The sequence below is a fragment of the Flagellimonas algicida genome (assembly GCF_049629585.1).
Lineage (GTDB): Bacteria > Bacteroidota > Bacteroidia > Flavobacteriales > Flavobacteriaceae > Flagellimonas.
This window is the reverse complement of the sequence record NZ_JBMYIX010000001.1, coordinates 1,467,082-1,488,251: the sequence shown is the minus strand read 5'-3', so window position 1 is coordinate 1,488,251 and position 21,170 is coordinate 1,467,082. Positions and strand designations below refer to the sequence as shown.

General features: G+C 43.2%; 20 protein-coding genes. 4 read left to right on the top strand and 16 right to left on the bottom strand.

The features are described from left to right. Positions 1-28 precede the first annotated feature (28 nt). Complete coding sequence (locus tag ACPD8L_RS06605) at positions 29-1,567, top strand: IPT/TIG domain-containing protein (protein ID WP_423942620.1); 1,539 nt, start codon at positions 29-31, stop codon at positions 1,565-1,567. 95 nt (positions 1,568-1,662) lie between these two features. Here ACPD8L_RS06605 and ACPD8L_RS06600 read toward each other — a convergent pair whose 3' ends face one another. From ACPD8L_RS06600 to ACPD8L_RS06550, 11 genes are all read right to left on the bottom strand, one after another. After that, positions 1,663-3,801 (bottom strand): DUF349 domain-containing protein, encoded by a 2,139-nt coding sequence (locus ACPD8L_RS06600; RefSeq protein WP_423942619.1) that lies wholly within the window; start codon positions 3,799-3,801, stop codon positions 1,663-1,665. A 141-nt stretch (positions 3,802-3,942) separates the two neighbouring features. Continuing rightward, the gene (locus ACPD8L_RS06595; RefSeq protein ID WP_423942617.1) at positions 3,943-4,695 is read right to left on the bottom strand and encodes a shikimate dehydrogenase family protein; all 753 of its coding nucleotides are present in this window, start codon (positions 4,693-4,695) and stop codon (positions 3,943-3,945) included. Continuing rightward, complete coding sequence (locus tag ACPD8L_RS06590) at positions 4,649-5,686, bottom strand: DUF368 domain-containing protein (protein ID WP_116218188.1); 1,038 nt, start codon at positions 5,684-5,686, stop codon at positions 4,649-4,651. The genes ACPD8L_RS06595 and ACPD8L_RS06590 overlap by 47 nt, the downstream gene beginning before the upstream one ends. A gap of 18 nt (positions 5,687-5,704) precedes the next feature. Next, positions 5,705-6,622, bottom strand: a complete 918-nt coding sequence (locus tag ACPD8L_RS06585; protein ID WP_293301644.1) for a DUF368 domain-containing protein — start codon at positions 6,620-6,622, stop codon at positions 5,705-5,707. 22 nt (positions 6,623-6,644) lie between these two features. Next, positions 6,645-8,045, bottom strand: a complete 1,401-nt coding sequence (locus tag ACPD8L_RS06580) for a tetratricopeptide repeat protein (protein ID WP_293301642.1) — start codon at positions 8,043-8,045, stop codon at positions 6,645-6,647. A gap of 86 nt (positions 8,046-8,131) precedes the next feature. Then, complete coding sequence (locus ACPD8L_RS06575; RefSeq protein WP_423942614.1) at positions 8,132-9,328, bottom strand: aspartate aminotransferase family protein; 1,197 nt, start codon at positions 9,326-9,328, stop codon at positions 8,132-8,134. Further along, a complete protein-coding gene (locus tag ACPD8L_RS06570) occupies positions 9,328-10,983 on the bottom strand; it encodes an OstA-like protein (protein WP_293304802.1) in 1,656 nt (551 codons plus the stop codon). Before ACPD8L_RS06570 ends, ACPD8L_RS06575 begins: the two co-directional genes overlap by 1 nt. A 139-nt stretch (positions 10,984-11,122) precedes the next feature. Beyond that, complete coding sequence (locus tag ACPD8L_RS06565; protein ID WP_116218184.1) at positions 11,123-11,599, bottom strand: Dps family protein; 477 nt, start codon at positions 11,597-11,599, stop codon at positions 11,123-11,125. 318 nt (positions 11,600-11,917) lie between these two features. Next, positions 11,918-12,346: a DUF1801 domain-containing protein gene (locus tag ACPD8L_RS06560; RefSeq protein ID WP_423942612.1), complete on the bottom strand. Its 429-nt coding sequence runs from the start codon at positions 12,344-12,346 to the stop codon at positions 11,918-11,920. Further along, positions 12,339-12,812 (bottom strand): GyrI-like domain-containing protein, encoded by a 474-nt coding sequence (locus ACPD8L_RS06555; RefSeq protein ID WP_423942610.1) that lies wholly within the window; start codon positions 12,810-12,812, stop codon positions 12,339-12,341. The genes ACPD8L_RS06560 and ACPD8L_RS06555 overlap by 8 nt, the downstream gene beginning before the upstream one ends. Positions 12,813-12,858: 46 nt before the next feature. Then, a complete protein-coding gene (locus tag ACPD8L_RS06550) occupies positions 12,859-13,578 on the bottom strand; it encodes a helix-turn-helix transcriptional regulator (protein WP_293301633.1) in 720 nt (239 codons plus the stop codon). 125 nt (positions 13,579-13,703) lie between these two features. Between ACPD8L_RS06550 and ACPD8L_RS06545 the strand changes: the two genes are divergently transcribed. Continuing rightward, on the top strand, positions 13,704-13,994 hold the full coding sequence (locus ACPD8L_RS06545; protein ID WP_293301631.1) for a hypothetical protein: 291 nt from the start codon (positions 13,704-13,706) through the stop codon (positions 13,992-13,994). A 25-nt stretch (positions 13,995-14,019) separates the two neighbouring features. After that, positions 14,020-14,220: a tyrosine-type recombinase/integrase gene (locus ACPD8L_RS06540; RefSeq protein ID WP_421809777.1), complete on the top strand. Its 201-nt coding sequence runs from the start codon at positions 14,020-14,022 to the stop codon at positions 14,218-14,220. Position 14,221: 1 nt separating this feature from the next. On the opposite strand, the gene ACPD8L_RS06535 is transcribed toward ACPD8L_RS06540, so the two are convergent. The 5 genes from ACPD8L_RS06535 to ACPD8L_RS06515 are packed head-to-tail and all read right to left on the bottom strand — an operon-like array spanning position 14,222 to position 20,287. Then, entirely contained in the window at positions 14,222-15,490 is a 1,269-nt protein-coding gene (locus ACPD8L_RS06535) for an adenylosuccinate synthase (protein ID WP_421809776.1), read from the bottom strand. Positions 15,491-15,502: 12 nt separating this feature from the next. Next, a complete protein-coding gene (locus tag ACPD8L_RS06530; protein ID WP_116218179.1) occupies positions 15,503-15,958 on the bottom strand; it encodes a Fur family transcriptional regulator in 456 nt (151 codons plus the stop codon). Positions 15,959-16,001: 43 nt separating this feature from the next. Beyond that, a complete protein-coding gene (locus tag ACPD8L_RS06525) occupies positions 16,002-18,206 on the bottom strand; it encodes a RelA/SpoT family protein (protein WP_116218178.1) in 2,205 nt (734 codons plus the stop codon). A gap of 44 nt (positions 18,207-18,250) precedes the next feature. Further along, positions 18,251-19,483, bottom strand: a complete 1,233-nt coding sequence (locus ACPD8L_RS06520; protein ID WP_423942608.1) for a M48 family metallopeptidase — start codon at positions 19,481-19,483, stop codon at positions 18,251-18,253. A gap of 3 nt (positions 19,484-19,486) precedes the next feature. Continuing rightward, positions 19,487-20,287, bottom strand: coding sequence for a TrmH family RNA methyltransferase (locus ACPD8L_RS06515; protein ID WP_116218709.1), 801 nt, complete (start codon positions 20,285-20,287; stop codon positions 19,487-19,489). A gap of 70 nt (positions 20,288-20,357) precedes the next feature. Between ACPD8L_RS06515 and ACPD8L_RS06510 the strand changes: the two genes are divergently transcribed. Beyond that, positions 20,358-21,161 carry a DUF6503 family protein gene (locus ACPD8L_RS06510; RefSeq protein ID WP_423942607.1) on the top strand — a complete coding sequence of 268 codons (804 nt, stop codon included), beginning with the start codon at positions 20,358-20,360 and terminating at the stop codon, positions 21,159-21,161. The last annotated feature ends 9 nt before the right edge of the window (positions 21,162-21,170 follow it).

Here is a 21,170-nt window from a genome sequence, read left to right as displayed (position 1 = left end):
TGATGAATAACCATATTATGCCAAAATCATGAAAAGGGCTTTTCATTTAAAATTGATTTTCATGCTTATTGGATTGACAATATCTTCATGTGGAAATGATGATAATGCTCAGCCTGATATTCCGGAGGAAGAAAATAAATCACCAATCATAACAAACATTTCTCCATCAGGTGCAGCGGTTGGGTCGGAAGTAACAATCTATGGAGAGAATCTTGGAAGTGATATGGATGGAATTGCGGTATCTTTCAATGGTATTGTGGCTACAAGTGTTTCATTGGATGAAAATGGCAATATAGTGGTAGTTGTTCCACAAGGGACTACGGATGGGGGAGTGGTCGTTACGGTTAATGATGAAGCCAGTATGGCTTTTAATTTCAATGTACTACCTTCAATTTTGGATTTTTATCCTGTGGAGGCTATGGAAGGTGACCAGATAACGATCAGTGGTACCAGTTTTGGTGACGACATTAATCAAGTGGGTGTTGTATTTGGTGGCTCTGTTATGGCAGATGATGTAATCCTTAATGATGATGGGGACATTGTTGCGGTTGTACCTTCGGGAGCAGAAGTAGGAACCATTACCGTCAGCATAGGTGAGGAAAGTACTGTGAGCGAAGCATTGTTAAAAATATATGGTATTTACGTTGCGGGTCATGTTAATATAGGGGATACTAATATAGCCACCCAATGGAAGAATGGGGTTGAACAGCAATTATCAGAATATAAATCGAGCGCTTACGCTGTATCTGTGGAAGGGACTGATGTATATGCTGCGGGTTATGTCATGAAAAACAATTTGGAAGCCATAGCTACAATATGGAAAAATGGGGAAGTATTCATGGAACTTACAGATGGCTCATTGGAGGCCGTTGCAGTTTCTGTGGCCGTGGCCAATGGAAATGTATATGCTGCAGGTGGCGAATGGGACCCAAATGAGAATTCTTACTTTCCCAAAATATGGAATAATGGAGAAGAAGTCCTTATCGATGAAGTAAACCTTGGGTTGGCACGTTCTGTCTTTGTGGATGGAGATGATTTTTATGTTGGCGGAGATGAGAGGGTAGATGGTAAAGAAGAGGCCGTGTATTGGAAAAATGGGGAACGCCATCTTTTGGAAAGTTTTCCTTACGATATAAGTACTAACCATACTGTTTCGTCTATCCGTGTAAAAGATGGGATTGTTTATGCGGTAGGGGCGATTAATAATTTTGTGGCCAATGCTTGGACAGCGGATAAGGATGGGGGCAATGTAACTTCCACGGTTTTGGTTGAGAATGAAGAACTGTATAGTAGGGCCTCTTCTGTATTCGTGGATGGTAATAATGACGTTTATATCGTAGGGAGATATGACAAAAAAGCGGTGATTTGGAAGAATGGTCTAATGACAGAACTTCCCGATGCTTCTGACCCTAATTTTATCTCTAATGCTCAATCAATATGTATATACAATAATGATATCTATGTAGCTGGAGGTGATGGGAATGCTGTAATTTGGATTAATTCACAACCAATGCTCCTCCCTACAGTGGGAGAATCCGCTTATGCGAAATCAGTCTTTGTGCATTAGGTAAATATTTATGAGTGTTTCTTCCCATTGTACAAATTTTTAAGGTTTGTACACTAAGTAATAGATATGGCTTTTAGTAAGTGATTTATATTTGCCTATTCCTCTTCGGATGAATTTTCCTCTTCTTCCGCTTCCCTGTTCAATTTGTTTTCAAGGATGTTCAGCTTTTTAAGTTTTTCCTTCCAGGTTTGGAGGGCTTCTTTCTGCTTGTTCAGGTTATCGACTACCTGCTTCACCAACGGATTGTCTTCTGAATCTCCTGAGAAAAACTGAAGATTGTTCTCCAATTGTCGTATCTCTGACTTGCTCTCGTCGATTTTCCGTCGGATAAAGACCCGTTCATTGCCAATGGCCCGGTTATCCTCGGTTTGTGCAAGCTCTTGTACCTTATTGCCATACTTGAGCAGTTCGGTCTGCTGTTTTCCTATTCCCAATTTGTTGAAAAGGGCATCCGTAATCTTGTTGAACTTGCCGTTAATGTGTTTTTTGTTGTAGGGGATACGCCCATACTCCTTCCACTCGGCCAGAAATTTTTTGAGGGTCTCCAAATCCTTTTCCCGGTCCCCGCTCAATTGAAAGGCCCGAAGGCGGTCCAAGCAGGCCATTTTCTTATCAAGGTTTTCGTACTCCTCTTTATGGCTCTCGTTCTTTTCGGCATGCAATCGGTTAAAATAATGGTTGCAGGCATTTTTGAACTCGTTCCAGATTTTGTCGGAATACTTTCTGGGCACGTGGCCGATTTTTTTCCACTCGCTCTGGATACGCTTCATTTCTGGGGTTACCGCACTCCAGTCATCGCTGTCTTTCAAGGATGTGGCCAGTTCCAATAAAGCTCTTTTCTTTTCCAGATTTTGGTGTTGTTCCTTTTTCTGGTTTTTATAAAATGCGTTTTTGTTCCTGTTGAACTTGCGTACAGTCTCCTTAAAGGCGTTCCAAGTTTCCTCATTGACCCTTTGGGGAACTTTTCCGGCTTTGAAAAAGGAGTCCCTGAGAGCCTCTACCTCTTTGATTTGTTGTTGGAGGGCTCTATGGTTTTCGGTTACATTTTCGGCAATATTGGCAATTTTACCAATAATCTCCTGTTTTTTTTCAAGGTTCTTTTCATAGACCTTCTCCAGTTCTTGGAAATGCTCTTGCCTTCGCTGGTGCATGGCCTTGGTGGCGTTGCTGAAACGTTCCCAGACCTCTTCGCGTTGTTCCTTGGCCACAGGGCCTATATCTTCTTTCCAGATTTTGTGCAGGGTCTGCAGTTCCCTAAAAGCCTTGGTCAGGTCGGGTTCATTGACCAATCCTTCGGCACGCTCCACCAATTTGAGTTTTTCCTCCAAATTGTGTTTAAAATCCAAGTCGCGCAACTCACGGTTCAAGTGCAGGAAATCATAGAAAATTTCCATATGGTGGTGGTAGGTGCGCCAAACATCATTGTAACTCGCCCTGGGTACCGGACCGGCATTCTTCCAGTTTTCCTGAAGGTCTTTAAAGTTTTTGTAAGTGGTGTTGATGTCCTCTTCAACATCAATGAGTCCTTTTAGTTGTTCAATGATTTCCAAGCGCTTTTGGAGGTTGTCCTTGAGACTTTGCTCCAATTGCTTGTAATAGTGGTCCCGTTTTTCGCGGTAGTCTGCATACACCTCATTGAATTGCCTTTTGGCCACGGAGTTGTATTTAAAATCCACTTCGTTTCCTCCCTTGGACACGAACTCTTCCTTTTTATGTTCCAAAAACTCCTGGAATTTTTGGTCAAACTCGTATTTAATGGAACTTACGTGTTTGCCAATGGCCTGTATTTTTTCATTCCGCACCAAACGTTGCAGTTCACCTACAAGGTTTTCCATGGACATGGAGTGGTAATCCAACATGGGGATAAAATGCCTTTTTTCATTGTCGGAATCCTCTGCATCCTCTGCATTGTCGGCGTCAATTTCATCAATGACCTCATTGGAGTCCTCGGAATCGGACGTGGTATTATCTTCTGACTTGGTATCCTCGGTTTGCTCGGGGGTACTTTCATCAGTGGTATTGGAGACCTCTGGGGTGGCTGCTTTTTCCACTTCTGGATCTCCGGTCTCCTCAGGGTTGTCTTTGGGGGTTGTGTTCTCTATTTGTTCAGGAACGGCATTGTCGGATGGTTTTGGTTCAGAAATGGGGCTTTCTTCCAAGGTTTTTTTTGTAGTGTCCGATATGTTCTCTGCGCCACCTTCAGCTTGCTGAAGTTTATGTTCATTTTCCTGCATTAGTAGTCTCTTTACCGTTGGATTGATGATAATTATAGCCAAGTTAGCAACTTAATTGTCTAATAGCAAAAGTATTGATTCTTCTTTTGCACAACTTTTTTGTTGTATTGATTGCCCTGAACAGTATGTTTTTCGCTTTTTTTAGGGGGTATTCCAAATTTCCCACGCTTTTTCAGCTTGGTATTGCAACATCTTCAGCCCATTGCAGATGGCAGCCCCATTGGCCTCTCCAAGGGCCAAAAAGGTAGTTTTTTCGGGATTGTAGATGAGATCGTACAGTAAATGGTCATTTCCAATGAACTGATACGGCAAGTCGGGTTTGTTCTCCACATTGGGGTGGGTGCCCAATGGTGTGCAGTTAATGATCAGGGTGCATTCTTCAAGGATGCTTTGATCCAATTCCTCATAGGTGAGTTGACCTTCTTTTTTGGTTCTTGAGACGAAAGTGTTGGCGATGCCCAGTTCATCCAAGACAAAACGCACGGCTTTGGAGGCTCCCCCTGTCCCCAGAATAAGGGCTTTGGTATGGTGGGGCTTTAGGAAGGGTTCCAATGATTTTTTAAAACCATGGGCATCGGTATTGAAGCCTTTTAGGCCCAGCTTGGTGAATTTAATGGTGTTTACGGCGCCTATTTTTGCGGCTTGGGCGTCCATTTCATCCAAATAGGGGATGACCTCCTCTTTGTAGGGGATGGTAACGTTGAGTCCCTTAAGCTGATTTTGGGACAAGACCCGCTCCAGTTCGGTGATTTCCTGAAGGTCAAAGTTTTCATAACTGTGGTCGTTCAACCCCAAGTCCTTGAATTTTTGGGTAAAATACCCTTGGGAAAAGGAGTATGAAATGTTCTTACCGAGTAGTCCGTACCTTTTTTCTTTCTTTTCTGTTTTTTCCATACCAGTCCAAGAGCAATAATACCAAAATTCCCAAAATCACAAAAAGTATGGCCCACCATGTTTCGGTAAGGCCCAAATTGGGAAGATAGCGTTCGTAATTGAGGATTATCTTATCGCCATTGGAGTCCAATAATGGATTTCCTACGGCGTCCATTTTGTACATGGTACGTTTCCAAGGCCACAATACCCCTAAAGAGCCGGTAATGAAACCCAAGATGGCTGCGGTTGTCGATGCCTTGTAGTGTTTGAGCACATAACTGAGCAAATGGGAAAAAGTGACTAGTCCGGTTGCAGAACCCAAGGTGAAGATGCCCAGTATTTTTAGGGTCCGCATTCGTTCCGCATTGTTCAAAAAGCCAAAATCCCCAGCGAAAATGTCGGAGAAGGTATCATAGAGTGCGTTTACCGAATCGACCAATAGCAAGACATAATTCCCTAAAAGAATCAATATAAACGATCCAGAAAGTCCGGGGAGGGTCATTCCCGAAACGCTGATGATTCCACAGAAAAAGATAAAAAATAGATTGTCGTTCTCGGTGGCCGGGCTTAAAAAACTGATGGAAATTCCAATCAACAGACCTACAATCCCTACGGGAATGGTCCTTTGGTTCCAAGCATTATAATCTTTGGCGATGTAATAGATGGAGCCCAATATCATCCCAAAAAAGGTGGCCCATACAAGGAGTTCGTTGTGTTCCAAGAAATAATCCAAAATTCGGGAAACGCTGAAATAGCTCACCAGCATCCCGAAAATGAGGAGCATTAAAAATTGGGCATTGGTGTATTGGTAAAAACTCTTGAACCGACCATTGAAAAGGAGTTTTACGGCTTTTGAATTGAGTTTTTGGAGTGAATAAATGAATTCCTCGTAAAACCCGCCCACAAAGGCCACAATGCCTCCTGAAACCCCTGGCACCTTATTGGCCGCTCCCATGCAGAGTCCTTTGATGACCAAAAAGAAATTATCCAGAAATGTTCTCGGTTGATGCATTTGCCCAATTCGATTTGTCTATTTTTTGGAAGCTACCCTTTCCAGGATAAAAATAAGCGAAAAACCGATTATGGCTAGGATTATGGCTAGGATTAACTGATTGTCCCCTTCAAATGCGGAGGGCCAGACATTGATATCGTCCACAACAATGGTCTTGTCACCAAAAGTTTTGGTTTCCAATACTTTTTTCCAAGGCCAGATTTGATTTATGGAACCAATGATCAGGCCTGTTAAAACCGCAAAGGTTTGTGTGTTGTATTTATTCAATAGCCATTTCAGTACTTTGGAAAAGCTCAATAGCCCGATTACGGCACCAGCCACAAAAACTAGGAGTCTCTTGATGTCGAAATCCGAAACGGCGGCGCTCAATGTGCTGTACGCCCCAAGTAAGATTAGGATAAAGGAACCAGAAATACCGGGAAGTATCATGGCGCATATGGCAATTGCCGCACAAACAAAAAAGTATATCAGGTTGTCGCTGGTATGGGCACTGGGAAGGGTTGTCAGCAGATAACCAATAATAATCCCAACACCCATAAGTATAATTGTGGCCAAGCTCCATTTGGGAATTTGTTTTGCCATATACCAAATACTGGCCGCGATGAGTCCCAAAAAGAAGGACCAAATCAATATGGGGTGGTATTCCAAGAGATATTTGGCCAGTTTCATGAATGATACATAGCTGACCAGAATGCCAATGCCCAATGCCAAGATAAAATTGCCGTTAGCCTTTTGCCAAAAATCACGGAATTTTCCTTTGAAGAGTAATTGCAACAGTCCATAGTTGATATTGCCAATGGTTTCTACAAGCTCCTTATAAATGCCGGAAACAAGGGCAATGGTTCCTCCGGAGACACCGGGTACGGCATCCGCGGCACCCATGGCCATTCCTTTAAGGGTAATAATGATGTAGTCGGCTAATCGTCGTACTTGCATGGATTTGGGATGTGATTTTAGATTAGGTAGAGGTCTTCTTGATTTTGGATACAAAGGCTTTTACCCATTTAATTTCGCTGAACTCAGGGAATTCCTCATCAAATAACTGTAGTTTGTCCATATCCAAGTGAATGGCCTCCGCCAATTTTTTCTTGGCTTCTGCCATTTCCCCATTTTTCAGGTAGAGTCCGGCCAATTTGTATGTGAGTTCAGGATTTTCAGGGTAAAACTCAAGCCCTTGGATGACCACTTGGATGGAAGAATCCAAATCCCCGATTCTTTTGAGGGTCTCGGCCCAGTTTCTCCAAGTACTCAACTCATAGTTCCCTAGATCTACGGTTTGTTTGTACGCAAAATCAGCTTCGTCATAATTTTCCATGGCGAAATAGATTTTTGCGGCCTTCTTCCAATACAATGTGTTTTCGCCATCAATATTTATAGCCTTGTTGATGTAGTACAATGCCTTTTCATAATCCTTCAGATTAAAGTGGAAATCGGTAATGGCCAGCCATCCTTTGTCCAATAATGGGTCTTCGTGAACGGTATTGTAATAGTAATATTTGGCCAAATCCGTATTGCCCAATTTTTCATGACATTTACCCAATCGCAGGAAAGCATGGGAGGTTGGGTCCTCTATGGTGATGGTGGTCTCATAGTTTTCAATGGCCTCATTGTAGCGGCCCAGTTTTTCGAGCACCTTGCCTTTTTCAAAATAGGCTCCTATGAAGGAGTCGTCGGAGATGACCGCAAAATCAAAGGCAGTCAACGCCTCCGGATACATATCCATGGCATAGTACATTTTGCCCAATTGGTGCCAAGCGACCTCACAGTAGGGGTTTCGCTCCAAATAATCGTTCAAATAATGGATGGCCCCATCAAAATCTTCCAAAAACTCAAAACAGTATACCACATTGTAGAGCGATGAATAGTCCCGGTCATCATACTCCACACATTTCATAAAGCTCCGTTTGGCCTTCTCATAATCGTCCATAAACAGGTATTCCATGCCCAATAGGGAATGGATATCAAAACTGTCGTCCGTGAGATGCAGGGCTTCCAGAAGCAGGTTTACGGCTTCTTGATGGTTATCTTGCTTGGATTGTAGGTTGGCACGCTGTATGTAGATTTCCTCATTGTAGGCGTCCAAGTTCTGGATTTCGTCCAACAACTTTTCAGCGGCCTCATATTTGTCCTCAAAAGCAAGCACTTCTACCTGTAACAACTTTAATTCAAGGGAATTTGGATGTTGTTCCAATCCAATCTGGATGGCCTTTTTGCCCAAGGAAATTTTACCGTTGTTGAGGTAGTGGTGAATAATCTCTTCAAAGTCCTCTGCATCAAAAAAGTAGACATCATCTGTCCGAAGCATGGACTCGAATTTGCTAATGGATTTGTCAGGATGTTCGTTAGAATCTAACGCCATAGGAACTTGTTTGGTTTGACTATGGACTTAAAATTAACCGTTTGCACAGGTGAATTGGTCCAACTTTGGGGTATGTTATCAACAAATTAGTTAACAGTGGCCGGTTTATAGCGATTTAAAATGTCGAGAATTTGGTCGCAACCTTTCTCAATTTCTTTCATTGAAATGGTCAATGGGGGCGATATCCGAACCGCTTTTGGCTCAAAGAGCAACCAAAAAAGAATCAGTCCTTCCTTGGCGGCGGTCAGGATCAAATGATTAACGATTTCCTTGTTTTGCAATAGCAAGGCGATCATTAATCCTTTGCCCCGTATTTCTTCAATCAAAGGATGTACCAAAAGCTTTCGGAAGAGTTTTTCTTTTTCAAGGGTGTCCCCAATAAGCTGTGATCCAGTGATTTCCTGTAAAGTGGCCAAACTGGCAGCGGCTATGACGGGATTTCCGCCAAAAGTGGTGATGTGTCCCAGTTTAGGATGGTCTTGAAGGGTGGCCATCATTTTGTGGGAGGCCACAAAGGCACCAACGGGCAATCCGGATGCCATTCCTTTTCCAATGACCAAAATGTCCGGGATACAGTTAAAATGTTCAAAGGCAAACAGCTTGCCGGTACGTCCAAATCCTGGTTGTATTTCATCCAAGATCAAAAGGGCACCGACCTCGTTGCAACGCTCCCGGACTTTTTGCAGATATCCATTTTGGGGGAGAATAAAGCCGGCACCACCCTGAATGGTCTCTAAAACCACCGCAGCGGTCTTGTCCGTGATCTTTTCCAAATCTTCAACAGCATTGAAGTTGATGAACCGAACATCGGGCAGTAAGGGTCTAAATGCGCTTTTACGCTCCTCAAAGCCCATGATGCTCAAGCTTCCCATGGTATTGCCATGATATGCCCTGTGGGCCGCAATAATTTGGGTACGTCCTGTATATCTTCGGGCCAATTTTAGGGCGCCTTCCATGGCTTCAGTTCCAGAGTTGACCAAATAAGTGGTCTCCAAATCCTTGGGAAGGTGCGCAGCCAATAATTTGGTGAACTCCACAGCAGGTTGCTGAACGTATTCGCCATAGACCATTACATGCATGTAGCGGTCCACTTGCTCTTTTATGGCCTTTACCACCTTGGGGTGGCAGTGGCCCAATCCACAGGCGGACACACCGGCCACAAAATCCAAATGGGCGTTGCCATTCCTATCATAGATGTAGCTGCCCTTGGCATGGGAAATCTCCAAGCCCAAGGGGTGCGGGGAGGTCTGCGCCTGATATGTGAAAAAGTCCTCTTTTGACATTAGGGGGTCTGCACTTTTTGGACCTGTGTCTTTTTAGGTTTTGTGGCTTTGGAATTGATGTTGTTGACGGGGTCGTTTTCATTCTTGCTCCGCTCCTCTTCCTCGGCATCAATATCAATGGGATTTTCAATGCCCCGAATCTTTACCAGTTCGATGTTATTGTCGTCCTCGTCAAAAATTTCATCCTTGGAGCGGATGCGTTCATCGCCACGCCAGATAAAGCCTTTTAATTTTCTACTTTCAACAGGTAGATCCTTTTCCGGAAAAATGTCACCATCCGGGTTTACAAAAAAGGTGATATCCTCAATATCATTATTGGCCATGAGCAAGCGTATTTTACTGCAAATGGTTTTGTCTATACCAACCAGTTCGTCATCATCATTGTACACGTAATAAATGACTTCGGTGTTTTTGACGAGGTCTATGATTTTGAGCTCATTTTCAACAAACTTTCCAAAAAGGTCCTTGCCCTTGGCCTGGTTGTAGCCTGTTCCGCTGATGGTGTCCAAAGAGATGATAAATGCATTTTCCAACACTTTGAGGGAATCCAATTTTTCCGTTTCCAGGTCTGAAATCAGATGGATACTGTCTCCTGTAATTTGATTGTCCACGTTCCAAAGTATGGGATTGGTGATCAATTGGGTGATGCCTGTTTTTTCGCTAAAGTGGATGGAATCGCATTTTCCACTCAGGTCGGTTTTGTAAAATTTTGCATTGCGAAAGGCGCGCACGATTCGTTCATCGGTTTTGCCTGTCGCCATAAGGGTGTCCCCATGCATATACAGTGAATCGTTTTGCACCAAGCTGATGGAAACCGCCCTTTTGGTGGCAAAAACAGAATCCTTGGCCTTGAACACTTCGGCATAGTGCGCTTTTATAACCCCATCGTTGATCGTGTCCGTAATTTTGATGTTGTTGGTGGCTGAGGCATACTCCGTGGCCTTATCAAAATAAAGACTATCCCCTTTGATGATTTTATTGTCGTAATCAATTCGGGTGTTTTTTATTCCGTACCCTTGCTCCACCTTGGTGTCGTAAAAACCGCGTTCACAGTAGATTTTGTAATCTTCCCCTGTTATGGTGGAGGGGCCGTACATGTATACGTTTTTGGAAATCCTGTAATAATCCAATTGCTCCGAGTCGATGATGTACTCAGGGTTGTCTATATGGACCTTGTTCTTGAACTGGACTTTTTTAAGCTCGGTAAAGTAGGTGCCAATTTTACTGGTAAGCACATTGACCGAGTCCACTACCTTTCCCCCTGAATTGTAGTAGGAAATCTGCTTTTCCCGATCAAAATAGAGGGTGTCCGTGGTCAAGGTCATTTTTCCATCGGAAAGGTCTACATTTTCCCATGCCTTGGCCAAACTGGTATTACCGTTCCAGTCCAGTCGTGCACTGTTCATTTCAATGGAATCGCCCTGCTGCAACCGAACATTGCCCACTGCTCTCAGTCTATTCTCTTTGGAATAAAAAATGGCGATATCGCACCATAAATCGGCTCCTTGGTGTTCAAACTGTACTTGGCGCTGATCGTCCTTACTAAAGATGGATGCTCCTGGATATTCGGCCTCATTCTTGGTGAAGTTGGCCCCATATACAATGTTGATTTGCCTACCTTGGGTCTGTGGTGCTTCCTCTTGGGCCGTGGCCATACAAAAGGAAAGGACCAAAATGAAAAAAGAAATCCTTTTCAAATCCGCAGAATTTTGTCCAAAAGTATGACTTTTAGAGCAAGTTGTACATGGACTTTAGAAAGCTTTGGGATTTGAAGAAAGGATTATCTTGTTTTTGCTACCCGTTCAAGTAGGCGGAATACATCCAAACCAGCTTTTCCTGCTCCCTGATGTAATCACTCATTAGGGCATTGGTGCCCTCATCGTTGGAGTCGCCGGACATTTCCAAAAGCTCCCTTTCCAAGGGTAGAAGCACCTCGTATCCGCTTAAAATTTGGCTTACCGCTTCTTTACCATCCGATACGTTTTTGGCAGTCTTGATGGTGGACAGTCCAGAATAGTCCGCAAAGGTATGGAGCGGGGTAAATCCTAGGGTAAGGATTCTTTCGGCAATCTCATCAATTTTTAAGAGGGAATCGTTGTAAAGTTCCTCAAATTTTAAATGCAGTTCAAAAAACTTTTCCCCTTTGATGTTCCAGTGGAATCCTCTGGCATTCATGTAGAAAATCTGGTAGTTCGCCAGAAGTTCATTCAGTTTTTCGGACAATGCGTTTGACGCTTTTTTATCGAGACCAATTTGATTGAGGTTTGACATGATATTTTCTTTTTAGTGTTAAGGTTTTGTAGTTTTATTACTGTATCAAATTTATGGAAAAGGTATTGTCTTGGGAGTGACCAAGGTTACAGATGTGTCAAAAGTACCTTATTGGTGCTGGCCGAGCGGCCGAAGGCATTTTGCCAACGGTCTAGTGTAATTGTCAGTTACGGGTTTTAAGTTGTTGTTTTTTGGTTAAGTGCTGGCATTAGCAATTCCGAGTGGATTCGATTGAGCCTGCCCCGGGTGCAGTCGACGGGTAGTTGAACCCGCCGTGATTGCGGCTATGGTTTCATATTCATTGTTACCCACTGGCATTCATATTCCTAAAGTTAAATCATTTTTCACTTTATGATATATTAAAGTCGCTTTTATACATTTTTTCAATTCTAATACTGGAATTTCTTGCTCAAGTTGAAATATTATTGCCCTATTCTTCTCGTAAGTGAACAAATCTCCAAATACCAATTTAAAGGTCTTTACCAATCTACTTGTACATTTGAAATACATCTGATATTGTTCTGGTGCCTTTTTCTTCCAATCCATTCTCAAGGTACTTCCAGTTCTGGTTAAAAAACTTGGTTCACCCCATTTCAAGGTCTCTTCCAAGTTTGTGATTTCAGGTATCTCTATGGCTGTTTCAAGGACGAGTTCCCGTAGAAATTGCATCTTACCCCGGACAAAGTCGGGATATGATAAAAGCTTGTCTTTAAACTCAGGACTTGTTGTTACATTTAGGTTAATCATTTTTGCCATTTTTGAGTCCTACATAAATTTCAACTTCTGCGTCAGTTGGATTTTGTGATTTTGGGCCATAAATTTCAAAGTCCGCGGTGAAGACTCTATTCAAGCTTTTGTTCCAGATTTCTGTCCAGGTTCCAAATACCACTCCTTTGGTCAAATCACCTTTTGAAATAAATTTACCATATGTGCCACCATTAAAGGATTGCCCCACCATTCCTTCTGGAATTTCTTCCAATGAACTTACCTTACACCCTAATATTGTGTCATAAGGCTGGGTATGGTCTCCTTGGTAGTTGGTATAAACCGAAAATATGCTATCATCAATTTTGTTCGGGATTTTTTCTGCAATTGCTTCTAACATAAATTTTACCCAAAGTTGACCTATGTCTTGGGCTGATTGTCCATTTTCATTTGTAGTTCTTATTGCAATTCCGATTACCTTAAAAGGTTCAATTTTTACTGTTTGCATCGTTGATTATTTTATGATTCAATGCAAAGGTAAAGTTGCCTTGTGTCTAAGGTATGTCAGGGGTGCAATCCCAATGCTTCTTTCTTTCTTCAAAGTACTCTTCAAGCGTTATTTTATGGGGCTCAAAGTTGATTGTAGTCAGAAAGAGATGTTCTATTCTGTCCAGTCTAAATGTCCTGAACTCATTTCGTAATCTGCAAAACGCAATTAACAACCAGTTTTCTTGGGTTTGAATCAAGGCAAAAGGTTCTACCCTTCGGTTGGTTTGCTCACCTTTTTCCGATAAATACCTTAATTCAATAAGTTGATATTCTGTTATTGCCTTTTGGAGTCTTATAAGATACTGGCTTGTTCTTTCAGATTTGCTGTAACTCCTTATTTGTAGTCTTTCCGTAAGCAATTCAGTCTTTTCTTTTTGGGAATACCTTAGAACTGCTCTTATTTTTTCGAGAGCCGCATCGAACGATTGTATCAAGGATTCGTCAGGATTGTTTCCAACAATTTGCTCTGCTGTTATTAGGGCATTGGCTTCTTCCTCTGTAAATAATACCGGAGGAAGTTTGTATCCATCCATCAAAGAATAGCCCTTACCTTCTTCCGTGACTATCGGAATTCCCGATTGTTCCAAAGTACGAATATCACGATAAACAGTTCTGATGCTTACGCTATGCTTTTTGGCAATGTCCCTTGCAGTTACAATCCGTTTTGATTGTAATTGGGTCAGGATTGCTGTCAATCTTGCAAGTCTTGGTTTTTCTTTGCCCATTCGTTTGTTCAGCTTGTGCCTAACGGTTGTATAAAGATACGTCAACTAAAATAGGCTGACTGTCAATTATAAACCCTTAAAAGGTTGTGCTTAAGTTGGTTAAAAAATTTAATATAACCACCAAAATGGCAGATAAAGATACAATTGCTAAGTTTTCAGTTTTTTTAGCACTAAATCATTACAGTCCCAGTACCGTTAAATCCTATGCCGCACATCTGGTCAAGCTTCAAGAATTTTCGGCACAGACTCCAATCGAAAGATTTAATGTGCCTAGAATCCTTTCCAAAATAGTGGAGTTTATAGAGCAAAGAAATTATGGGGCCTCCACCAAAAAGTTATTGGTCCATTGGCGAGAGTATGACCGGAGCTATTGTTCCCAAAATCATTTCTTCTATGGTGCCCATAGAAAGGTATAATCTGAATCCAGTCTGGGAAAAATAGTTGAAAACCGCCCGCTCCACGGCAAAAATTAAAAAGCATATTACCATGCACAGCCTTAGGCATGCTTATGCCTCACATCTTTTGGATGCTGGGACAGATATTGGAATAATACAGAAATTACTGGGCCATAGTGCACACGTCACCAACAGCTCACTACAGCATATTACAAGCCCGTTGGATACCTTGGGACTTGCAGTTTAGTTCAACGCAGTATGGTCTGAAGTCTGTCCGGACCTACGGAAACAATCTTTATAGGAACACCTAGGTGTTCTTCCAAAAATGAGATATAGTCATTTAGGGAAGAAGGGAGTTCTTCCGCTTTGGTCATTTGGGTCAGATCTTTGGCCCAACCTTTTAGTTCCTCATAAATGGGGGTCACGTTCTTCTCCTCAATGTTGTAGGGCAAATGATTGATTTTTTCACCATTGTAATCGTAAGCGGTACAAACCTTGATGGTTTCAAAGCCACTGAGTACATCGGCCTTCATCATCATCAATTCGGTTACCCCATTGATTTGAACGGCGTATTTCAATGCCACCAAATCCAGCCAACCACAACGTCTTGGTCTTCCTGTGGTGGCGCCAAATTCATTGCCCACTCGACCCATGGTCTCGCCATCGGCATCAAAAAGCTCTGTTGGGAAAGGTCCACTGCCCACACGTGTGGTATAGGCCTTGAAAATACCCAGTACCCTATCAATTTTATTTGGGGCCACGCCTAAACCTGTACAGGCTCCTGCTGCCGTGGTATTGGATGAGGTTACATAGGGGTAGGTGCCAAAATCAATGTCCAAAAGAGACCCTTGGGCACCTTCCGCCAATATTTTTTTGCCTTCGGCCTGGGCCTTGAAGATATATTCCTCGCTATCTATGAAAGTCAACGTTTTCAACCTTTCCACACCTTCACAGAATTCGGCTTCCAATTCAGCCAAATTGTACTCTATTTCCACGTTGTAGAAGTTGATCATGGCCTCATGTTTGTCAGCCAAGGCACGGTATTTGGTTTTCCAATCCTCAAACTCCAAATCACCCACGCGCATTCCATTGCGTCCGGTCTTGTCCATATACGTAGGGCCAATACCCTTTAAGGTAGACCCTATTTTGGCCTTTCCCTTGGAGGCTTCGGAAGCGGCATCCAATAAACGGTGGGTAGGCAGGATTAGGTGTGCTTTTCTGGATATCAATAGCTTGGATACAATATCAATGTTGAATTGATCCAGATTCTCCAGTTCCTTTTTAAATATCACGGGGTCTATGACCACTCCGTTGCCCACAACATTGATGGCATTTTTGTGAAAAATCCCGGAAGGGATGGTATGCAATACGTGTTTAATGCCATCGAACTCCAAGGTGTGGCCAGCGTTTGGACCACCTTGAAAACGGGCTATGATATCGTATTCCTTGGTCAGTACATCAACAATTTTTCCTTTTCCTTCGTCTCCCCATTGGAGTCCAAGCAATAAATCTACCATGAAATGTGTCGGTTATTCAGTTAGGTTCTTTTCTTTGTTTCGGGTGCCGTAGAAATATAATGAGTGATTGCTGATCTTGATATCAAAAACCTCTTCAATGGTTTTCTTGATGGATTGAATGCGAGGGTCGCAGAATTCAACCACCTCACCGGTATCGGTCAAGATCACATGGTCGTGCTGGCGATCAAAATAGGATTTCTCGTATTGCGCCTGACTTTTTCCAAACTGGTGCTTGCGTACCAGTTTGCATTCCATCAGCAATTCTATGGTATTGTAGAGTGTGGCCCGGCTTACCCGGTAGTTTTTGGTTTTCATCTTAATATAGAGGGACTCCACGTCAAAGTGGTCATCACTCTCATAGATTTCCTGTAGGATAGCGTAGCGTTCCGGTGTTTTGCGGTGTCCTTTTTCCTCAAGGAAGGCAGTGAACACATTTTTTACGATTTCCTGATTTTTGTTGTTCCCCATGGCTTTCTCTACCTATGCTAATGCACAAAGGTACAGCTAAAAATTAAATTCTGGTCACTTTATCTATTCCCTCGACCCGCTTTAGATTGTCCATTAACTTTTTCAGGATGTTGTTGTTTTTTACCACCAAGGTGATCTTTCCGGTAAACGTGCCTCCATCTGCATTAAAGTTAAGGTTGCGCATGTTCACATGCATATTGTCCGAAATGATCCGGGTAATATCGTTTACCAATCCTAAGTTATCTATACCGGCCAATTTAATATCCACCGAAAACTCTTCTTGCGTGGAATCTATCCACTTGGCGGTCATGATCCGGTAAGCGTAGTTGGATTGTAATGAAATGGCGTTGGGACAATTTTTCTTATGCACCTTGATGCCATCGTTTACGCTTACAAAACCAAAAACATCGTCACCCGGAATGGGATTGCAGCATTGGGACAGTTTGTAGTTCAGCTTTTCCTCTTCCTTTCCAAATACGAGCATGTCATATTTGGTGGTGATTTCATCCTTGTCAACATCCTTTGGGGCAGGACTCCTTCGGATTTTATTTTTGAAGAAATTCAGGAAGGCGTTATGATAGGATGAGGCAAAATCCTTCAATTTATCATTGTCTATGACTCCGATGCCCACTCGGTAGAAAAGGTCCAGACTGGTCTTTAACTTAAAATAGGTGACCAACTTGTTGATGGCATCCTCATTCAAGGTTATTTTTTGTGACTTTAACTTTCTGCGCAGGATTTCCTTTCCCTCGGCAGCAACAGCTTTCTTTTCTTCACTTAATGAGGATTTGATCTTGGAACGAGCCCTTGCCGTTTGGGTGTAGTCCAACCAAGTCTGTGAGGGTTTGGCACTTTCCGAGGTGATGATCTCCACTTGATCGCCACTCTTGAGTTGGGTGCCTAGGGGTACCAGCTTTCCATTTACTCGGGCCCCACGGGTTTTCATACCAATTTCAGTATGGATATGGAAGGCAAAGTCCAAGGCAGTGGCCCCTTTAGGCATGGATTTTAGATCTCCTTTGGGGGTAAAGACAAAAATTTCCTTGGAATATAGGTTGAGTTTAAACTCTTCCACAAAGTCCACGGCATTGCCATTGGCACTTTCCAAGGCTTCCTGCAAACGGTTGAGCCATCCTTCAATACCTTGTTCCTTTTGGTCCCCGTGTTTGTATTTAAAGTGTGCGGCATAGCCTTTTTCGGCTATTTCGTGCATCCGCTCACTGCGTATCTGTACCTCTACCCATCTGCCTTTTGGACCCATGACGGTGATGTGCAATGCCTCATATCCCGTTGATTTTGGGGAGGTGATCCAGTCCCTGAGTCGAACAGGGTTGGGGGTAAAGTGATCCGTGACTATGGAATAGATTTTCCAGGCCAGAAATTTTTCATTCTTGCGATCGGATTTATAGATGATCCGTATGGCAAACTTGTCATACACCTCGTCAAAGGAGACATTTTGGGCCTTCATCTTTCTCCGGATGGAAAAAATGGATTTCATCCGCCCTTTGATGTAATAATTGAGACCTTCCTTGTCCAATGAATTTCGGATTACATTGGAGAAATCCTCGATATAGGCCATTTGGTCCTCCTCAGAGTCCACGATTTTTGCCTGAATGTCCTTGTAGACTTCGGGTTCCGTATATTTTAGGGCTAGGTCCTCCAAGTGGGTCTTGATGTTGTACAGACCGATCCTGTGGGCCAACGGAGCGTAAATGTATAAGGTTTCCGAAGCGATTTTTACCTGCTTGTGCTCGGGCATGGAATCCATGGTGAGCATGTTGTGGTAGCGATCGGCAATTTTGATGATGATTACCCGGACATCGTCATGCAGGGTCAACAGCATTTTTCGGAAATTCTCTGCTTGCTGACTGATGTCCATATCCTTTTTGAGGTGGGCTATCTTGGTAAGTCCGTCCACAATACGGGCCACGGTTTCGCCGAACATGCGCTCAATATCGGCCAAGGTGTAGGGAGTGTCCTCAACCACATCATGGAGTAGGGCAGAAGCAATGGAAACGGCATCCAGACCAATTTTGGAGGCCACAATCTTGGCCACCGCTATGGGGTGGAAAATATAGGCCTCGCCAGATTTTCTACGTTGTTCCTTATGGGCATCCACGGCCACATCAAAGGCGGAGCGTATCAGTTTTTTGTCCTCATCGGACAAGGTCTGATAGCTAATGCGAAGCAATTCTTTATACTGCTTGGCAATCTCTTTGTTTTCTTTTTCAATGGCTGCCTCCGTCATAGTATATTAAAGTTAGCACAATCTTTACAGCTAAACAACAAAAACTATGCCTTTAAGTTCCTGATGCGCTCAACCAATGGGGGATGGGAATAGTGCACAAAAACATATGCGGGATGCGGGGTGAGATTGCTCAAACTGTTCTTGGAAAGCTTTTTTAACGAGGTGACCAGCGGAGTGGCCGCAAAGGTCGTTTTGGCATAGTCGTCCGCTTGGAACTCAAATTTTCGTGACAAATAGTTCATGGCAAGTCCCGTGATTTCCGAAATGGGGCTGTACAATAAAGCAAACCCAATAAGCCCTGCATGAAAACTCGGAATGGAAACCCCAATGGCCCTTGAAATCTCTGGATGGTTGATGAATACCGACAGGATGTATAGGGTAAGGCCCATGGTACCCAAGGAGGCCAAAAGGTTGAATATGATATGCTTTCTTTTGTAGTGACCTACTTCATGGGCCAATACGGCCACGATTTCCTCCTCATCGAGGTCATTGATCAATGTGTCAAAAAGTGTAATGCGTTTTTCCTTGCCCAATCCAGAAAAATAGGCGTTGGCCTTGGTAGATCGTTTGGACCCATCGATCACAAAGATATTCTTGAGTTCGAATCCCACTTTTTGGGCATAATTTTCAATGGCGTTCTTTAGGCTACCATCATCCAGAGGAGTCTGTTTGTTGAACAAGGGTACGATCAGTCGGCTGTAGAACAGGTTGATGAAAAGAATGACCGTTCCAATGAGCAACCATGCATAGAGCCAAAAATTTGGACCGGTCCATTGGTAAAAGAGCATGAACAATGAAAGTATTCCACCGCCAAAAAGAATGGTAAGGATAGCTCCTTTGAGCTTGTCCAAAAAGAACAGTTTTTTTGTGGTCTTGTTAAAACCGTAGGTTTCTTCGATCACAAAGGTTTTGTAGTATGAGAATGGCAGCCCTATGATTGCGCTTCCCAACATGATGAACCCAAAAAATAGCAATGCCATGGGAATGGGGTTCTCTGTGAAGGAGCGTGTCAGTTGGTCTACCCATTCAAATCCCCCAAACCATAAAAAGCCCAAGGTGATGACAAGGGAAAATCCATCGGAAAGCAACCCAAAACGGTAATTGGCCTTTTTGTATTCTTGGGATTTTTGATATTCCGCTTCGTCAAAAACATCGGAAAGCTCTGGGGGTACTTTGGATTTGAATCGTTTGGCGTTCAAATATTCCAGTAGCAAATGCACCAAATACTGGATGGCCAAAATCGCAAGGATCACATAAAAGAGTAGATTTTTCTCCATAGCTTAAAATCCACGTTGCCGCTTGGCTTCAAATATAAGTATTGCCGCCGATACGGAAACATTCATGGAGTCTATTTCACCCTGCATGGGAATGATCACATTTTGGTCGGAGTTTTGCAGCCAATCTTTTGTTAGACCTGTAGCCTCGGTGCCCACAACAATGGCCGTAGCGGGTTTAAAGTCGCATTCCACATAGTTTTTGGAGGCCGATAAGGCCGCGCAATGGATGGTTACGTTATTTGTTTTAAGGAAATCAATGATTTCTTCGGTGGTACCCATTCCGATCGTATTGGTAAAGACACAGCCCACACTGGAACGGATAATATTGGGGTTATACAGGTCGGATTTTGGATTGGCGATTAGCACAGCATCCAAGGCAGCTGCATCCGCGGTTCGCAACAAGGCTCCCACGTTGCCCGGTTTTTCGGGGGCTTCGGCCACAAGAATCAAGGGGGATTTGCTCTTGAATTGAATCCCATCCAAGGCATGGGACTTACTTTTCGCAATGGCCAGAATACCTTCCGTGGTTTCCCGATAGGCCAGTTTTTCATAAACCTGTTGGGTAAGTTGGACCAATTCGGTTTGAGGGTTCCCTAAAAAGGCATCGATATTCGTATCAGCAAGGACTTCAGTGCAAAAAAATACCACTTCCAAAACATAGCCTCCTTTTTGGGCCAGTTCCATCTCGCGCCTGCCTTCCACAACAAAACGGCCGGTTTTCTTCCGTTCCCTGGCTTTTTCTTTAAGGAGCAGTGTTCTTTTTACCAAAGGATTTTGGAGACTGCTGATCAATTTGGCTTCCATCACAGTCCAAAAATAGAGATTCCTGTAATTAATGAAAGGGGTTTTCGACCAATCGTGAAATTTATTGACCATGAAAAAAATAACCATCCTTGCCCTTGTTCTGATTCTAGGGGCATGCAAGCCCAATGACAAACAAGAAGCTGCCCAAGGTTCTGTTCCGGAAAAGCTTACCGAAGACACCTCCAATTATCCCAATGCCATGATGCAGGTTTTTGATGCCCATGGTGGATTGGAACTGTGGAAGCAACAACGAACCTTGTCCTTTGGTATCCCTCATTCTGATAACCCAGAAACCCATACGGTGGATCTTTGGTCCAGAAGGGACCGGGTGGATTCCAAAGGGGTCTCCATGGGGTTTGATGGTACCGAAATATGGTTGTTGGACCCTGAATCGACCTACAAGGGGGATGCGGCGTTCTACCATAACCTGATGTTCTATTTCTATGCCATGCCCTTTGTGCTGGCCGATGACGGTATTGTGTATAACGAGGCCGATGCGTTGGCGTTCGAGGGAAAAGAATATCCGGGTGTACGGATTGCGTATGAATCTGGGGTAGGAGTTTCGTCCAAAGACGAATACTATATCCATTTTGATCCGGATACCTATCAAATGGCATGGTTGGGGTATACGGTCACCTATCGTACTGGAGAAAAATCGGATAATGTAAAATGGATTCGCTATGATGATTGGCAGACCGTAAATGGATTGGTACTGCCTAAATCCATTACATGGTACAATTATGAAGGGAATACTATTCTTGACCCCAAAAGCACCGTGGTTTTCACTGATGTGGCCTTGGGCACCACACCTAAACCCAAAGAATTTTATGCCAAACCTGAAGGGGCTATATCTGTGGTTGCCAAAAAGAACTGATAACTATTG

Coding starts and splice junctions, on each gene's coding strand:
- ACPD8L_RS06605 (WP_423942620.1), top strand. CDS start 29: ATGAAAAGGGCTTTTCATTTAAAATTGATTTTCATGCTTATTGGATTG.
- ACPD8L_RS06600 (WP_423942619.1), bottom strand. CDS start 3,801: ATGCAGGAAAATGAACATAAACTTCAGCAAGCTGAAGGTGGCGCAGAG.
- ACPD8L_RS06595 (WP_423942617.1), bottom strand. CDS start 4,695: ATGGAAAAAACAGAAAAGAAAGAAAAAAGGTACGGACTACTCGGTAAG.
- ACPD8L_RS06590 (WP_116218188.1), bottom strand. CDS start 5,686: ATGCATCAACCGAGAACATTTCTGGATAATTTCTTTTTGGTCATCAAA.
- ACPD8L_RS06585 (WP_293301644.1), bottom strand. CDS start 6,622: ATGCAAGTACGACGATTAGCCGACTACATCATTATTACCCTTAAAGGA.
- ACPD8L_RS06580 (WP_293301642.1), bottom strand. CDS start 8,045: ATGGCGTTAGATTCTAACGAACATCCTGACAAATCCATTAGCAAATTC.
- ACPD8L_RS06575 (WP_423942614.1), bottom strand. CDS start 9,328: ATGTCAAAAGAGGACTTTTTCACATATCAGGCGCAGACCTCCCCGCAC.
- ACPD8L_RS06570 (WP_293304802.1), bottom strand. CDS start 10,983: ATGGCCACGGCCCAAGAGGAAGCACCACAGACCCAAGGTAGGCAAATC.
- ACPD8L_RS06565 (WP_116218184.1), bottom strand. CDS start 11,599: ATGTCAAACCTCAATCAAATTGGTCTCGATAAAAAAGCGTCAAACGCA.
- ACPD8L_RS06560 (WP_423942612.1), bottom strand. CDS start 12,346: ATGATTAACCTAAATGTAACAACAAGTCCTGAGTTTAAAGACAAGCTT.
- ACPD8L_RS06555 (WP_423942610.1), bottom strand. CDS start 12,812: ATGCAAACAGTAAAAATTGAACCTTTTAAGGTAATCGGAATTGCAATA.
- ACPD8L_RS06550 (WP_293301633.1), bottom strand. CDS start 13,578: ATGGGCAAAGAAAAACCAAGACTTGCAAGATTGACAGCAATCCTGACC.
- ACPD8L_RS06545 (WP_293301631.1), top strand. CDS start 13,704: ATGGCAGATAAAGATACAATTGCTAAGTTTTCAGTTTTTTTAGCACTA.
- ACPD8L_RS06535 (WP_421809776.1), bottom strand. CDS start 15,490: ATGGTAGATTTATTGCTTGGACTCCAATGGGGAGACGAAGGAAAAGGA.
- ACPD8L_RS06530 (WP_116218179.1), bottom strand. CDS start 15,958: ATGGGGAACAACAAAAATCAGGAAATCGTAAAAAATGTGTTCACTGCC.
- ACPD8L_RS06525 (WP_116218178.1), bottom strand. CDS start 18,206: ATGACGGAGGCAGCCATTGAAAAAGAAAACAAAGAGATTGCCAAGCAG.
- ACPD8L_RS06520 (WP_423942608.1), bottom strand. CDS start 19,483: ATGGAGAAAAATCTACTCTTTTATGTGATCCTTGCGATTTTGGCCATC.
- ACPD8L_RS06515 (WP_116218709.1), bottom strand. CDS start 20,287: ATGGAAGCCAAATTGATCAGCAGTCTCCAAAATCCTTTGGTAAAAAGA.
- ACPD8L_RS06510 (WP_423942607.1), top strand. CDS start 20,358: ATGAAAAAAATAACCATCCTTGCCCTTGTTCTGATTCTAGGGGCATGC.